The organism is Vagococcus jeotgali (assembly GCF_035918315.1).
GTDB classification, from domain to species: domain Bacteria; phylum Bacillota; class Bacilli; order Lactobacillales; family Vagococcaceae; genus Vagococcus; species Vagococcus jeotgali.
The window spans coordinates 1,744,055-1,759,778 of sequence record NZ_CP142146.1 but is presented as its reverse complement, the minus strand read 5'-3'; the positions used below and the strand labels follow the sequence as shown (position 1 = coordinate 1,759,778).

The following is a 15,724-nucleotide window of genomic DNA, read 5'->3' as shown; positions in this document are numbered from 1 at the left end:
ATTTAAAAACAAAAAATCGTATTAATGGAAACTATCCATCAACACGATTTATTATAGACCCCTTTAAAGACTTGCATCATACTCTTATCACTATAAATTAAAACTGTTGATTTATAAACTTTTGCTGAAAATTTAAGAAGCAACACACTCGCCAAGACTAACAGGCCTAAAGAAATAAGAATTTCTGGTATTGTCACATTACCATTAGCAATTCTTATAGGCATTGAAAAAGATGAAAAGAATGGGACGTATGAAAAGACTCTAATCAAGATGTTATTTGGGCTCGATAAACCTAGTAACATTGTCGGCAGTGAAGCTATCATAATTAAGTAAGTCACTGGAGTTACAGCCTTAGCTGCATCTTCTGACTTACTAACAAGAGATCCTGTAAAAGCTGAGAGAATCGTATATATCAAAACACCAAACAATAGATATAGTAAATTATAACCCAATATCCCTCTAACCAACTCACCCATTGATACATTAGCTAAAAATGATTTCACCATAGGCATGTCTTTAGCTAGTATATATCCTACAATACCTGATAATAAATAAATCAAAACTTGAGTTAAAATGACCAAAAAGATCCCCATGATTTTACCATAAAAATGCTTAGCAGCTGTTGTGCTTGATAAAATAACCTCCATAATACGCGTGCCTTTTTCGCTAGCTACTTCCTGAGCAGTAATTGAAGCGTAAAGTAAGACAATCATATACATAGCTAAAACAATAAAGAAACCAACTAAAATAAGAGCTTTTCTATCATTTTCACTTTTAACTAAGACGCCATTCTTTAGAGAAACTTGGTTTTCAGATAACTCTGGATGAGATAATAATTCAGCCACTTGCCCTTCAGATAGACCTAATTTTTTTGTATTAAGTGCTAGCTGAATACCATTTAAAGCTTCAAAAAGCTGTTGCTCTTTATCTACTCCTAACGTTTCAAAACCAGTGTACTCACCTTTTAGCTGATGATCTGCCACACTCACTTCTAAATAACCATCAATTTCTTCAGCTTCCATAGCCACTTTGGCCTCATCCACTGAATCAATTGATTTATTAATATCAAATTCTTGTTGAGCTGTTAAGATAACGGCCTCTCTCAACGTTTTTTCTTGACTGACAATAGCAATCTCGTTGACTGGATCCAATTTAGTACTAATATAGCCTGAGCCTATAGAAAATAAAATTAACACAAAAGGAGCCAGAACCATCATCACAAAACTTAAAGATTTCACATTTTTTTTATACGTCTCAAGAGCTACTACCCAAAATTTATTCATTCTCCTCACCTACTTTCAGTTTAAATATATCCTCTAAAGTGGGTGGTTGTTGATTAAAAATTTGGATATAATCTGACTTTTCTAAAGCAAGTTTAAATATATCTTGCCCTATTTCTGGTTTATCTAATTTAATTAAATAGTGATTGTCACCTTTTTTATCTAATATTGTCACACCATTTATCTCTAGCAACTCCTCTTCACTGAGCTTGCTTTCGATTTCTAAAAAAGTTCTCCCAAAACTCTCACGAATTTCTTGAACATCACCATCTAAAACAGTTTCTCCATCTCGAAGCATTATTAAATGGTCACAAATTTTCTCCACATTTTCCATATTGTGACTTGAAAAAATCACACAAGACCCTTTCTCTTTTAGCTCTAAAATCCCAGTCTTGAGTAATTCAGCATTCACTGGATCTAGACCACTAAAAGGCTCATCTAAGATAACTAATTTTGGATTGTGAATCAGTGTGGCAATCAACTGGACTTTTTGTTGATTTCCTTTAGATAAAGATTTGACTTTATCTGTTTTTTTACCTTTTACTTGAAATTTTTCCATCCACTCATCAATTAATGGGACAATCTCTTCTTTCGCCTTACCACGTAGGCGACCAAAATAAATTAATTGATCCTCAATGGTGACTTTTGGGTAAAGACCACGCTCTTCTGGTAAGTAACCAATGATATTATAATCCTCTTCAGTAATCGGTTCACCATCCCAAAAAATAGTCCCACTATCTGCATCAATAAAATTTAAAATCAAACGAAACGTCGTGGATTTCCCTGCCCCGTTTTGACCAATTAATCCTAAAATTTGACCATTTGGTATCGTAAAACTCATCTCATCGACTGCCGTCATGTCTCCAAAACGCTTCGTTAGGTTTTTCACCTCTAACATGCTACTCCCTCATTTCTCATTAAAATCAGATTCTTCAATAATACCTCTAGCAGAATTACCTTTTAGTAAAGCCTCTCCCACTTCAGCAAATAACTGCCTACGCTCAACTTCAAGTTTTAATTTTTCTAAACCAAGATTTGTAATAACATACATTTTTTTGCGATTAATATCTTGTTTTAATGAAATATCACCACTATCGACTAATTTTTTTAAAATCGTGTACATACTAGCTGGTCCTATTTTAATCTGACCTGTAGACGTATCCTCAATGACTTTCATAATTCCGTAACCATGTCGCTCTTCTAGTAAACTTAGCAAAATCAAATAAGTTGAATCTGTCATTGGTACATTCATACTAGCCTTCCTTTCAACTTTTCTCCTTATTAATATATCATAATTTCATTTGTCAAACTAAGCTAGACAAAATGTCGTTGTCTACATAGCTCAAAAATGCTTCTAATGGTGTTTTATAGTTTAATGATTTTCTAGGAATATTATTTCTTTTGGATGCAACAGATTGAATGAAAGATTCATCAACTTCGTTGAAATCCATTTTCTTAGGCAATCCATCCTTACGCAATAGCCCATTAGAATTTTCATTTAAACCTCGTTGTGAAGGTGTACCAGGGTCAGCAAAGTAGATATCACTATCATTTAAGTTACTGATAGATTTCCAGTTAGAAAATTCTTTGCCACAATCAAATGTGATAGATTTAAACAAGTGATTAGGGCATTTTTTTAACCATTCATTTAAGCTATTCTCAATATCTATAGCGTGTCTTCCTGTTGGCTTCAAGGTAATAATAACTTTTGATAACCTTTCAACTAATGTAATAACAGCACTTTTATGATTTTTCCCAACAATAGTGTCACCTTCTAGGTGACCAAATTCACTTTGAAACTCGTTATGCTCAGCGTCTCTCTGATGAATGGTTCGTTTAAATGCTTGTTTACCTCGTTTTTCTTTATGCCCATTAGGTTTTCTTTTACCTTTCATTGGTAAAGTTGTGGAATCAAAAGATTCACGCGAGAACAATCTATAAAGTGTCCGAACAGAACAAGAAATAGAAATCTCAGCACGACCGATAATCACGTCAGGAGTCCATCCTTGAGCCACTTTGTTTTGAATATATTTTGTTTCATTATCAGGTAAAGAAATAGGACGCCTTCCACATTTCTTTTTATTTTTTTGTATCTTTGATAGTAATCTAGAATAGATAATCCCTCATTTAAAGCGTTGTAAACATTATAAATAGTTTGTCTTGATCTTTTTAAAGTATCAGCAACATGTTTAACTTTTTTAGCTTGGTGATAATAAGATTCTATTAAAACAAGCTCGTCTGTAGTAAGATGTATATAGGTCATTTGTGATCACTCTCCTTGTTTTCTTTCGTCGGAAATACAATTTGGACAATTTGAGTGTATCACAAATGATTTTTTTATTTGTCTAGCTTAATTTTACAATCGGCGTAATTAAATATGTCACGCTATGATATACTTTTTTAACATAAAAAGGGTCTATAATAAATCGTGTTGATGGATAGTTTCCATTAATACGATTTTTTGTTTTTAAATACAAAAAGGAACATCCAAACATGATAAAATAAAGTCGACAAAAACCAAATTATTAGGAGGATGTTCCCATGGATAATCATACTAGAAAATTACTTAATTTAACAGACAAATCTATTATTTTTGAAAAAGATTGGTTAACTGAGGCTACTATTAGAGGTAGACGCTCAAATATAATAAGGGGAAGACTAACGTCTCCAGACAGAATATGCCCCTCTTGTCATCAGAATACGTGTGTTAAAAATGGTACTTATACTACTAAAACACAACTACCAGAGTTTAATAGGGTCACAACTTATTTAGAACTTAAAAGAGAACGATATCTATGTAAAGAATGTCATACAACATTCAGTGCTGATACTGCGTTAGTCGATGACTATTGTCATATATCGAAAACATTAAAGTATCAAATCGCCTTAGATTTGAAAGAAGATCGTTCAAGAAAAGAGATCGCTAGATTCCATCATGTTTCTGATAACACGGTACAACGTGTTTTATACGACTTTACCAACCACTGTCTAACCAACTTTCAACATCTACCAAAAGTACTATGTGTCGATGAATTTAAATCAACTAAGTCATGTCAATCTGGTATGAGCTTTATTTGTGCTGATGCTGAAAGTAAAAAGATTATTGATATTTTACCAGATAGACGTCTCTTCTCTCTTATTAAGTACTTCCTGAAATACTCCAGAAAAGAGCGGTTAAAAGTGAAGTTTCTCGTCATGGATATGAATGCCAACTACGGTGGCCTTCTTAAAACTGTATTTCCACATGCAGAGATTGTGACAGATAGATTCCATATCATTCAGCATATCAATCGTTCTTTTAATCAACTAAGAATAAAAGAAATGAATCAATTAAAACGTTATGATAATGAAGAAGCAAAACAATACCGGAGAATAAAAAAATATTGGAAACTATTTTTAAAAGACTCTAGTCAATTAAGTGCCACTACATATAGTAATTATCCTCTTTTCAATAAAAGTATGACACAAGTTGGTGTCATTGAAGAACTTCTTTCCTATAACTCAACTATAAAAATCGCATATGATTATATACAAGAGTTAAAATATGCTTATGAAACAAAGGATTCAGACTTATTTTTAGAATTAACTCATTCTATCTCTAATGAGCTTCCTAAGGAATTTAAAGCCAAATTCAAAACATTCCAAACCTTCAGGCAAGGTGTTACCAATGCTTTAAATTATTCTTATTCAAATGGTTTTTTAGAAGGAATTAACAACCGAATCAAAGCTATCAAACGAACAGCCTATGGTTACCGAAATTTCTTAACTTTTAAGCGACGGATTTTCCTTATTCAAGGTCAATCATTTCAATTTAATTAAAAAGAAGAAGGAGGAAAAATCCCCCTTCTTCTAATGCCCTTATTTTATCAATTTTTAAATATCAACACGATTTGACGAAGAGCCCTTTAAAGAAGCACTTAAAGCATCTAAATGATATGCAAACTGATTTGGAAATTTATTTTCTAAATCAGTTTTTTTATACAAAAAAAGACTTAAAAGGCCAAAGCCTTTTAAGTCTTTTAAAGGTATCTTGTATAAGATTATAGTTTTTGGTTGTAGTACTCAACTACGAATGCTTCATCAATATCTTGTGGTAATTCATCACGTTCTGGTAAACGGATTAAGCTACCTTCTAATTTTTCAGCATCAAAACTAACGTAAGCTGGACGACCTAATGTCGATTCAACAGCTTCTTTAATGATAATCATATCTTTAGATTTTTCACGGATAGAAATAACTTGTCCAACACTTACTTCGTAAGAAGGGATATCAACGCGTTTTCCATCTACTAAAACGTGACCGTGGTTAACTAACTGACGTGCTTGACGACGAGTTGAAGCTAAACCTAATTTGTAAACAACATTATCTAAACGTTGGTCTAATAAGATCATGAAGTTAACACCATGTTTACCTTCTCTGATTTTACCAGCTCTAACGAATAAATTACGGAATTGACGTTCGTTTAAACCGTACATATGACGTAATTTTTGTTTTTCTGTTAATTGCATACCGTATTCAGATGTATTTCTTCTTTGGTTTGGTCCGTGTTGACCTGGTGCGTAAGGGCGACGTTCTAATTCTTTACCAGTTCCTGATAATGAAATTCCTAAACGACGAGAGATTTTCCAACTTGGTCCTGTATAACGTGACATAATATGATTCCTCCAATAAATATATATTTTTTTTGGAGTAAAATAATTTCTTGAAAATATTAACAGTCGTCTAGTTTATTCTTCAATCTTCACCTTTGCAGCCGCGGTTACGCAATTGAACCCATCGTGGCAATAAACAAATCAACGAGCTATCTACTTTCTAGCTGCATTATTTTACACAAAGAGTATTATACTTCATATTAGAAGAATTAACAAGTCTAAATTGCAACATTAAGTTAGCCTATCATTCGAAAGTGATAATGTCCTAAGTAGGTCGAAAGACAAAATGTCCCAAAATGATAAAATAACTTTATGAAAAGGATAAATCTAACAATGAATGAAACCAAAAAGTATCAAGTTATTAAAGCTGTCGCTGAAAATAAAAAACAAAAAAAGAGAGCTAGTGTTGAACTTAATTTATCTATACGACAAATTAACCGTTTAGTGAAATCATACAGGGAAAATGGTAAATCAGCATTTGTCCATAAAAATCGAGGGAGAAAAAATAAGCACTCTGTGCCTGAAAAAAGTAAAACAACAAATAATCACTAGTTATCAATCGTTTAGTATTAAACCAAATATTAGGCATTTTACTGAAATACTGAAAAACGACCATCATATCTGTTATACAGATACTACAATTAGAAGCATCCTGTACAAAGCAAAAATACTTTCACCAAAAGCTCAAAAAAAGACAAAAAGAAGACTCAAACAATTAATAAAGCAAGAAGGTCAACAAACCAAACAATCAGAAAACCTATTGGTTCCAAGAGCTGAAGACTACCTAGAACTCCCTGAAAAGACCCATCCTAGTCGACCTAGAAAAAAATACAAAGGAGAATTAATTCAATTAGATGCTAGTTCATATAATTGGTTTGGAAATCAAATAACTCATCTTCATTTAGCTATTGACGACGCATCAGGTAATATTGTTGGCGCTTATTTTGACCAACAGGAAACGCTCAATGGTTATTACCATGTTCTTCATCAAATTCTGACAAAACAAGGGATTCCTGCCACTTTTCTAACAGATAAACGAACCGTCTTTTAGTACAACAAAAAATCAACAAAAGCTGTAGAAGAAGATACGTTCACGCAGTTTGGGTTTGCTTGTCATCAATTAGGTATTGACATAAAAACATCCTCTATTCCTCAAGCGAAAGGTCGTGTAGAACGTTTAAATGAGACAGTGTAGTCAAGATTGCCTGTTGATCTTGAGATAGCAAATATACATTCTATAGAGGAGGCTAATCAATTTCTATCTACTGTCTCTCATCGTATCGTCGATAATGGCCATCATATTAAGTATCAAAATAAATGTTATCTTCCAACGGAAGGTAGTAGCGACAAATATTTTACAAGGAAAACAAAAGCATTAATTATAAAAGCTTTTAACGGGGAGATTTATGTTAATATAGCAGAAAAAATTTATCCTACTAGACGATTAAAAACCCATGAGACCTATTCAAAAGAGTTTGATGGGGTTTCTTCAGATATAAAAAAAGAAAGACGCAAGTACATTCCACCACAGTCACATCCGTGGAAACTTGAGTCTTTCAAAAGGTATCTTCAAAGTATTGACCGTACTATCGAAGAATATGAGGCTGAAAAAACAGCCTGAAACAAAAAGTACCTTATTTTACCAATAATGGTCACATTAGTGCAAGTTTTACGCAGTAAAGATTGCGCTAATGTGAGCCCTCATTTTGGGACATTTTTATGTTCGATTGACAGGAAAATTTTTAAGGAGTAGCTGTTTCATCATCAATTGTCTCATCATCTAAATCTTTTACTCTAAGTTCTAATGAGTAAGGTTCTTTATAAATGACACCATCTAATTCATAAGCGCCTCCCTTAACAAAAACACCTAAAGGAACAAGAGTATCAGCATCTTCATCAACATGGATGGTAGCAACCTCTTTTAAATCAGAATAACTACTACCAATAAACAATTGTTTTTTTCTAATTTTGTAGTAAGGAATTAACGTGTATTTATCAAGTTCAAAAGTATGTTCTTGAAGTGCTGTTGCAGTGATATTATGTTGATTAACTAAGGATTCGATGACTTGCTCGATAATCATATCACTATCTTTATATAACTGAATATCAAGTTGTTTTCCTTGAATAATTGGTTTTCCATTTTTTGGTGTTGTTCCGTCAAAAGTGACATCCTCAGGTACAATATCTTCGATAAAGTTAGTGACATCCCACTTTACTTTTTGATTTTTAAAGTAGTAAATAAAGTTTAGAACAATAAAGTAAGCTAGAATGATGAAAATACCAACATAGATAAAAGATTTAACATAGTTGCCGTTTCGGTAAAATCCTCTAGCAATTCTTAAAATATAGAGGGTTGATAAACCACTAGCTACTGTTAAAATTTTATTTTGAAGTCTTGGATTAATATTTAAGTAATTCAAAAATTTAGTCACATTAGTCAATAACAACGCAATTAGAGCTTCCATTAAGACATGTCTCCTTTATCATCGTTATTTTTTTGTGAAACACCAGCATCATTAACTGTATCTGGATTTTTATCAGGGTTTTCCTCGTTTTTCCCTGGTTTATCTTTTCCTGGCTTGTTAAAGGTATCTGGTTGATTCTGATTATCCTCATCAGCAGCTGGTGTGGCTTCACTTGATTCAGTCGTACCAGACTGTTGTACATCTTCACTTGACTCTTCTATTTTAGAGTCTGGAGTTGAACTATCTGCTGTTTTTCGATTTTTTTTGGTTTCATCAGATTCTTTTGTTTTATCTCTATCTGAATTTATTTCTTCTTTCTTATTATCCACCTTTTCACGCTCACGAGATTCCTCTGTTAGTTGACTAGAGTCTTTTATTTGTGTATCTTCCGTTTGTTGGACTTCTTCAACCTTAGGCTCTTCAGGTGGTTTGTAGCTTTTTCCATCAACCACAGCAGTTGTTGCACTAATACCTAAAGAAATACTTAAAATAGCAATAGGTTTTAAAAAAGGTGCAACGACTTTTTTTGATTTTGGCATAAAAAAACTCCCTTCAATGATTATGCTCATCTTTATCATAGCAAATATCTTTGAAATAAAAAAGAAAAGGGGAATAAGTTTATATTAAATCAATTAATTTTTTAAGCTTATCAATTAATCAAGGCAATATAGCAAAGTAGTATCTAAATATAAAAGGTGATACAATGAGTCTATTAAAAAATGTATCGTATGAGGGAGCGGCTTTATGCAACGTAAAAGATTAAGTTTAGTTATTTTACTTGGCTTTATAATGTGTTTTGTTTTTACAAGTAAACAGGTTAGCGCTAAAGAGATGCCATTTTCTGTTTCTACACAACAATCCAAAAATCAGCGGGATAAAACGAAGTCTTATTATGATTTACGAGTTAAACCTGGAACGGTTGAGCATTTGGAAGTAGATATTCAAAATAAAACAGATCAAAAAATGACGGTGAGTATTTTAGCTAATACAGCTATTACAAATAATAATGGTATTATTGATTATAGTAAAACATCTCCAAAACTAGAAAAATCATTAAGTATCCCTTTTTCTAGCTTAGTGGATGACATACCAGATGTTGAGTTAGGAGCTAATGAATCAAAAACAGTTAAAATACCTGTTAAAGTCCCAGATAAGCCATTTGATGGTATCGTTTTAGGTGGCTTACATTTTTTTGAAAAAAATAATCGTGATACTAAAGAAGAAGTAACAGATATTCAAGCAAAAAATAATTTTTCTTATGTCATAGGAGTTAGACTTTCTGAAAATGACAAGCAAGTTCCAGTACAATTAAATTTACTAAGTGTTCAAGCAAGTCAGAGGAACTATAAAAATATCATAGCTGCTAAATTACAAAATCCAGAACCACGTATTTTAAGCCATTTAGAGATTCAATCAGAAGTTTATATGGCTAAAGGAAAAAAAGAACCTATATACACTCACCAAACAAAAGATATGAGTATGGCACCGTATTCAAGTTTTGAATATGAAATTCCTTTAGATTCAGAGCGTTTTAAGGCAGGTGATTACCTATTACATTTAGTCGCTAAAACTAATAACCGTGAGTTTGAATTTCAAGAACCTTTTACAATCACTAAAGAAGAAGCCAGTCGGTTAAATAGCACCATGGTAGGTGGCAAATCTAAGCCAACACATACATTGCTAATTATAGGTGTGATTGTAGTTGCATGTATTTTAGTTGTGCTCTTTATTGTAGTAAAAAATAGAAAAACTAATCATCCTGTAGCCAAAACAGACAGAGAAAAGCGTATGTTGGCAAATAAAAAAGGACAAGCAAACAAATCTGTATTTTCTGTTTTTAAACTTACTAAAAATACTAAGTCATTAAAATCCTCCCGCCATGAACGACTTGGTGATAAAAATAAAAAGTAAAGTATTTAAGTACAAACAAGTATGTTAAAAAATATTTATGGATTAGTTAATAGTCTATTTATATGAAAACCCCACATGAGAATTAATTCTCATGTGGGGTTTTCTATATTATTATAGGTCTAAAACGTAGTTTACATCATACCGCCCATCATTGATGATAAAGTTAGGTTTTTAGGTTTAACCTACTGTTAAAACATAAAAAAATAACGAAAACACAGTTAAAGACGAATGTTTAATTAGTTATTAAATTTATAGTTAAGTTTATTTTGGTGGTTATTGGGTTTTACATCACAATTCACATCTAAATATAAAATAGCTTCTCTAGTATTGTCAGTAACTATAGAAAGATTTAAAATTTATCTTCACTGATTTCATCACAAAATACATCTAAATCCACATCTAGCAATGTCTTTGGCTTCTAACTATGTAACTAATACGTTGTTTTTACAACGTTCTTGAGTGGGGAAGTATAGAATTTGGATGTAATGATTTTTGGTTTACGTTGCACCTTTTCTTGGTTTGAGTCATCGAAGATTATTTAATTTATAAAATTTGAAATATGATATGATTAAATTAATAGAGAAAGTGAAGAAGGTGTTTCAATTTTGATTATTGATGGTAAAGAAATCAATTTTTTTCAGGACAGAAATGATGTGTCCAAAAGGTATTATGAAATTATTTCACAAAGTATAAGAGAAGGTCTAAATAAAATATCAGCTGTTCAACAAGTAAAATCTAGTGTTTCTAAAACAACGGATTCTTTTTACTTTGAAGTGAAAATGAAATACTTGAATAAAATTATAACTATTTCTCTAAGGACTCATTCACCTAAAGAAAGAAAAACTAATTACGTTTATCTTTATATTCCAAACTATAAAGAAGTAAGTAGTTTAGTGGAAAGTACACAGCTTAATTTAGTTAATCACTACAATAGATTAGCTGAGGAAAATAATTTTCCACCTATTAAGGCACCAAATAAAAATCAAGAGATAATAAAACAACCACGAAAAAAAGAAATTAAACGAAAATTAAGAGGAACCAAAATAGAACTGTTAGATGTTCAGACTAATTCGTTTCAGTCTTTTTTAGATGAGTTTAATAAATAGTTGGAGATTTTTTGTTATGTAATTGAAAATTAGAAGAGCTAGCTGTTTGATGATAGGTAGGTTGTGTCTATTTTGTAAAGAACTAATATTTATTCATGAAATTATGTTATACTGTCGTCAGTAGAATATAGAGGTGAAAAAGATGGTGGCTAAACTCTTGAAAGAGGGTGATGCCTTTATGATTATAATTACAGGCTGTACCCTAGAAAGGACTAGCTTTGTCAGTATACGAAGCATTAATGTTTGCAATTAGTTTTGCAATGTTAGTGATTGCGATATTGAAATTTAATCAAAAAAAATAACCATCTTCTAACTTTGGCGAGTTAAGATGGTTAAGCACATTTTATAAAGCCACCGTCTTTTTAACGGCTAATTCTACTGCAAGAGGCATATTAGCGTATGCCTCTTTTTCTACGTCTATAATACCACATATTGGTATTATTTCCAAATGTTAATCGTCAGTAAGGTCAAGAACAAGATTACGATTACTTTTTGCTTTTTTAATTTCATCTTCTGATAACTGTATATCTTTAAAATTGTACTTAACAGTCCGTAATGATATATTAAGCCGAATAGCAATTTCTTCTAATGTTGCTCCTCTTGTATATAATCTTTTTATTGCTTCTTTTCGTTTGTTGATATTTTCTTGCTCTAAATTTTTTGTAGTTTTGTATTGAAAATTATTATGTCTAGTCGAATTTAGAAAGTCATTAAGATTTTTATTATTAGTTTTTTCAATAGTTAAATAGTAATAATTTAAGAAGGAAATCATATTATTATCCGTAATATCTTTTTTAGTTAGGTTCAGTGAATTATAAATATTTTCAATTGATAGTTCACTTGTTAAATATTTAAAAGATTTACTCTTAAATTCTTGTCTGATAATCAATGCTTCCTGTATTCCCAATAATACTGTCTGATTTATTTTTATTTTATGTTTACTTTGTTCAATGAATGCTTTTGAATAAGTAAACTCTTTATTTAGTGAAACATGGGCTGTTGATAGTAATGCCTCTTCTAATAATAATAGTCGGTCAAAGTTAGGTACTGGTAGTGAATTGGCAACACTTTTCTGTACAAAAATTATAAGGTCTTTATTTTATTTAGATAGTTATTCTATGTTCTGCTAAATAACCTGTTTCAACTCCCAATCTAAACGGTAATTAATCGGGGATTGATAGCCAAGCTTGCCATGTTTTCTAAACTTGTTCCACCAATTGACATAATCCATTAACTCATATTGTAGTTCAAACAATGAGTCAAAAGATTGTTGGTAAATAAACTCAATTTTAAAAGCTCGATAGGTTGCTTCTGCCACAGCGTTGTCATAGGGGCAGCCAGGACGTGATAAAGACCGTTTTATCTGAAACACATCCAATAATTCATCAATACTTTGGTTATCAAATTCTTTTCCTCGGTCTGTATGAAAAATTTCAACATCATCTAATGGCTGTTCAATCGTTCCGATTGCCTGTAGCACAAGGTCCACAGATTTGTTAGGACCACTAGAATGCCCAACTATTTCTAGGTTGAACAAATCGAGAATAAAGCAGACATAATGCCACTTTTTGCCTACTTTAACATAGGTTAAATCTGTCACTAAAGCTTCCATAGGTTGCATTTTATCAAATTGACGTGATAAAACATTATCGATTTTCTGTTCATTTTTAGTCGTTGCTTGAGGTTTAAATTTCAGTGTTGTGTAGCTTGAAATGAAATTAAACTTATTCATGATTCGTCGTATCCTTCTTCTTGAAACAATTAATCCTTGATCGTTTAAATCATCTTTAATTCTTCTTGCTCCGTAGGAGTTACGGCTATCTGTAAATGACTCAATGACTGCTTTTTCAACAATAGCTTCTGATTTTTTTCTTTTGACTTCATAATAATAAGCCCCACGAGAAATTTCTAATTTTCGACACATCGCTGATACACTATACTTCTTTTTGTTTTCCCTAACAACTTCTACTTTCGTCCGAATATCAGCGCCGCTTGCTTTAAAATATCATTCTCCATCATCAGTTCTTTATTTAGTTTTCGTCATTCACGCAACTCTTTTTCTTCTGGTGTCAAATTATCTTTCTCTTTGAATGATCCTGACTGATTATATTGTTTTACCCATTTATCAAAGGTTGATGGTGTCAGGTCATATTCTCTTAAAATATCTTTTCTAGGTTTTCCTGATTTATGCAGTTCCACCATTTGTTTCTTAAATGATTCTTTGAAGGTCCGTCTTGGTTTTCTGTTAGTTGTCATGAAATAAGCTCCTACTTTGTTTTTTATTAAGTATAGACACCTTATCTTTATTGTTCAACTAAGTGTAACCTATTCAGTTAATTCATCTGTTGCGTTAGTAAGATTTATATGGGATACATACAATGAAATAAGTAATTAGGAGTTAAAAATGATTAAAGATAAATATTATTATTTTACTAATAGGACAAAAGAAATAAAAATAGCAGATTTAAGTTTAGAAGAGAAAATAATGGTAGAAAATTACGTTGAAAAAACAAGACATTTCGTAGAATTATTTAGGCTGTATAAGGTATTTAGATGTAATCTAAATCTTATGCTTTCCGACTTTATTATTTATACGAACGATTCAATACTCCATAAAAGAATGAGTTTGAATGAAGAAGAAATGTATACATTAATTAATACTTATACTGTAAATTTAATAAGTTCTGGAAGAGTGTTGGTAGAATCTATAGAAGTATATTTTAAAAAAAATATGAAAGAAAAAGACTACATTGATTTCAGAAAACTTAGTTCTAGTAAAGTTTATGATGAATTTTTTTCTTATAGGTTTTTAAACCTACTAAGAAATTATTCTGGGTCTATAATAAATCGTGTTGATGGATAGTTTCCATTAATACGATTTTTTGTTTTTAAATACAAAAAGGAACATCCAAACATGATAAAATAAAGTCGACAAAAACCAAATTATTAGGAGGATGTTCCCATGGATAATCATACTAGAAAATTACTTAATTTAACAGACAAATCTATTATTTTTGAAAAAGATTGGTTAACTGAGGCTACTATTAGAGGTAGACGCTCAAATATAATAAGGGGAAGACTAACGTCTCCAGACAGAATATGCCCCTCTTGTCATCAGAATACGTGTGTTAAAAATGGTACTTATACTACTAAAACACAACTACCAGAGTTTAATAGGGTCACAACTTATTTAGAACTTAAAAGAGAACGATATCTATGTAAAGAATGTCATACAACATTCAGTGCTGATACTGCGTTAGTCGATGACTATTGTCATATATCGAAAACATTAAAGTATCAAATCGCCTTAGATTTGAAAGAAGATCGTTCAAGAAAAGAGATCGCTAGATTCCATCATGTTTCTGATAACACGGTACAACGTGTTTTATACGACTTTACCAACCACTGTCTAACCAACTTTCAACATCTACCAAAAGTACTATGTGTCGATGAATTTAAATCAACTAAGTCATGTCAATCTGGTATGAGCTTTATTTGTGCTGATGCTGAAAGTAAAAAGATTATTGATATTTTACCAGATAGACGTCTCTTCTCTCTTATTAAGTACTTCCTGAAATACTCCAGAAAAGAGCGGTTAAAAGTGAAGTTTCTCGTCATGGATATGAATGCCAACTACGGTGGCCTTCTTAAAACTGTATTTCCACATGCAGAGATTGTGACAGATAGATTCCATATCATTCAGCATATCAATCGTTCTTTTAATCAACTAAGAATAAAAGAAATGAATCAATTAAAACGTTATGATAATGAAGAAGCAAAACAATACCGGAGAATAAAAAAATATTGGAAACTATTTTTAAAAGACTCTAGTCAATTAAGTGCCACTACATATAGTAATTATCCTCTTTTCAATAAAAGTATGACACAAGTTGGTGTCATTGAAGAACTTCTTTCCTATAACTCAACTATAAAAATCGCATATGATTATATACAAGAGTTAAAATATGCTTATGAAACAAAGGATTCAGACTTATTTTTAGAATTAACTCATTCTATCTCTAATGAGCTTCCTAAGGAATTTAAAGCCAAATTCAAAACATTCCAAACCTTCAGGCAAGGTGTTACCAATGCTTTAAATTATTCTTATTCAAATGGTTTTTTAGAAGGAATTAACAACCGAATCAAAGCTATCAAACGAACAGCCTATGGTTACCGAAATTTCTTAACTTTTAAGCGACGGATTTTCCTTATTCAAGGTCAATCATTTCAATTTAATTAAAAAGAAGAAGGAGGAAAAATCCCCCTTCTTCTAATGCCCTTATTTTATCAATTTTTAAATATCAACACGA

At 31.5% G+C, this 15,724-nt stretch carries 13 protein-coding genes and 3 pseudogenes; 7 read left to right on the top strand and 9 right to left on the bottom strand.

What is annotated here, in order from left to right; translation table 11 throughout:
- Nucleotides 1-38: 38 nt before the first annotated feature.
- From VSF34_RS08730 to VSF34_RS08715, 4 genes and pseudogenes are all read right to left on the bottom strand, one after another.
- Entirely contained in the window at nt 39-1,283 is a 1,245-nt protein-coding gene (locus VSF34_RS08730) for an ABC transporter permease (RefSeq protein WP_326716925.1), read from the bottom strand.
- Complete coding sequence (locus VSF34_RS08725) at nt 1,276-2,178, bottom strand: ABC transporter ATP-binding protein (protein WP_326716924.1); 903 nt, start codon at nt 2,176-2,178, stop codon at nt 1,276-1,278. Before VSF34_RS08725 ends, VSF34_RS08730 begins: the two co-directional genes overlap by 8 nt.
- 9 nt (nt 2,179-2,187) lie before the next feature.
- Nucleotides 2,188-2,532 carry a PadR family transcriptional regulator gene (locus tag VSF34_RS08720; protein ID WP_326716923.1) on the bottom strand — a complete coding sequence of 115 codons (345 nt, stop codon included), beginning with the start codon at nt 2,530-2,532 and terminating at the stop codon, nt 2,188-2,190.
- Nucleotides 2,533-2,584: 52 nt separating this feature from the next.
- A pseudogene (locus tag VSF34_RS08715) lies at nt 2,585-3,543 on the bottom strand (IS30 family transposase).
- A gap of 278 nt (nt 3,544-3,821) precedes the next feature.
- Here VSF34_RS08715 and VSF34_RS08710 point away from each other — a divergent pair.
- Entirely contained in the window at nt 3,822-5,099 is a 1,278-nt protein-coding gene (locus tag VSF34_RS08710; protein ID WP_326716709.1) for an ISL3 family transposase, read from the top strand.
- A 221-nt stretch (nt 5,100-5,320) separates the two neighbouring features.
- Here the strand turns inward: VSF34_RS08710 and rpsD are convergent, their stop codons facing one another.
- Complete coding sequence (rpsD, locus tag VSF34_RS08705) at nt 5,321-5,932, bottom strand: 30S ribosomal protein S4 (protein ID WP_326716922.1); 612 nt, start codon at nt 5,930-5,932, stop codon at nt 5,321-5,323.
- 333 nt (nt 5,933-6,265) lie between these two features.
- Here rpsD and VSF34_RS08700 point away from each other — a divergent pair.
- Nucleotides 6,266-7,553, top strand: a pseudogene (locus VSF34_RS08700) (ISNCY family transposase).
- 121 nt (nt 7,554-7,674) lie between these two features.
- Here VSF34_RS08700 and VSF34_RS08695 read toward each other — a convergent pair.
- Nucleotides 7,675-8,397, bottom strand: coding sequence for a DUF6681 family protein (locus tag VSF34_RS08695; protein ID WP_326716921.1), 723 nt, complete (start codon nt 8,395-8,397; stop codon nt 7,675-7,677).
- Nucleotides 8,397-8,936 (bottom strand): hypothetical protein, encoded by a 540-nt coding sequence (locus tag VSF34_RS08690; protein WP_326716920.1) that lies wholly within the window; start codon nt 8,934-8,936, stop codon nt 8,397-8,399. The genes VSF34_RS08695 and VSF34_RS08690 overlap by 1 nt, the downstream gene beginning before the upstream one ends.
- Nucleotides 8,937-9,141: 205 nt before the next feature.
- Between VSF34_RS08690 and VSF34_RS08685 the strand changes: the two genes are divergently transcribed.
- The 3 genes from VSF34_RS08685 (at nt 9,142) to VSF34_RS09955 (ending at nt 11,716) form a co-directional block, all read left to right on the top strand.
- The gene (locus VSF34_RS08685) at nt 9,142-10,308 is read left to right on the top strand and encodes a WxLIP family cell surface protein (RefSeq protein WP_326716919.1); all 1,167 of its coding nucleotides are present in this window, start codon (nt 9,142-9,144) and stop codon (nt 10,306-10,308) included.
- A 605-nt stretch (nt 10,309-10,913) separates the two neighbouring features.
- Nucleotides 10,914-11,414: a hypothetical protein gene (locus VSF34_RS08680; RefSeq protein ID WP_326716918.1), complete on the top strand. Its 501-nt coding sequence runs from the start codon at nt 10,914-10,916 to the stop codon at nt 11,412-11,414.
- 239 nt (nt 11,415-11,653) lie between these two features.
- Complete coding sequence (locus VSF34_RS09955; protein ID WP_370659284.1) at nt 11,654-11,716, top strand: hypothetical protein; 63 nt, start codon at nt 11,654-11,656, stop codon at nt 11,714-11,716.
- 149 nt (nt 11,717-11,865) lie between these two features.
- On the opposite strand, the gene VSF34_RS08675 is transcribed toward VSF34_RS09955, so the two are convergent.
- Nucleotides 11,866-12,321, bottom strand: coding sequence for a helix-turn-helix transcriptional regulator (locus VSF34_RS08675; RefSeq protein ID WP_326716917.1), 456 nt, complete (start codon nt 12,319-12,321; stop codon nt 11,866-11,868).
- 219 nt (nt 12,322-12,540) lie between these two features.
- Nucleotides 12,541-13,670, bottom strand: a pseudogene (locus VSF34_RS08670) (IS3 family transposase).
- Between the two features lie 148 nt (nt 13,671-13,818).
- Between VSF34_RS08670 and VSF34_RS08665 the strand changes: the two are divergent.
- On the top strand, nt 13,819-14,277 hold the full coding sequence (locus VSF34_RS08665; protein ID WP_326716916.1) for a hypothetical protein: 459 nt from the start codon (nt 13,819-13,821) through the stop codon (nt 14,275-14,277).
- A gap of 99 nt (nt 14,278-14,376) precedes the next feature.
- Nucleotides 14,377-15,654 (top strand): ISL3 family transposase, encoded by a 1,278-nt coding sequence (locus VSF34_RS08660; protein WP_326716709.1) that lies wholly within the window; start codon nt 14,377-14,379, stop codon nt 15,652-15,654.
- Nucleotides 15,655-15,724: the final 70 nt, after the last annotated feature.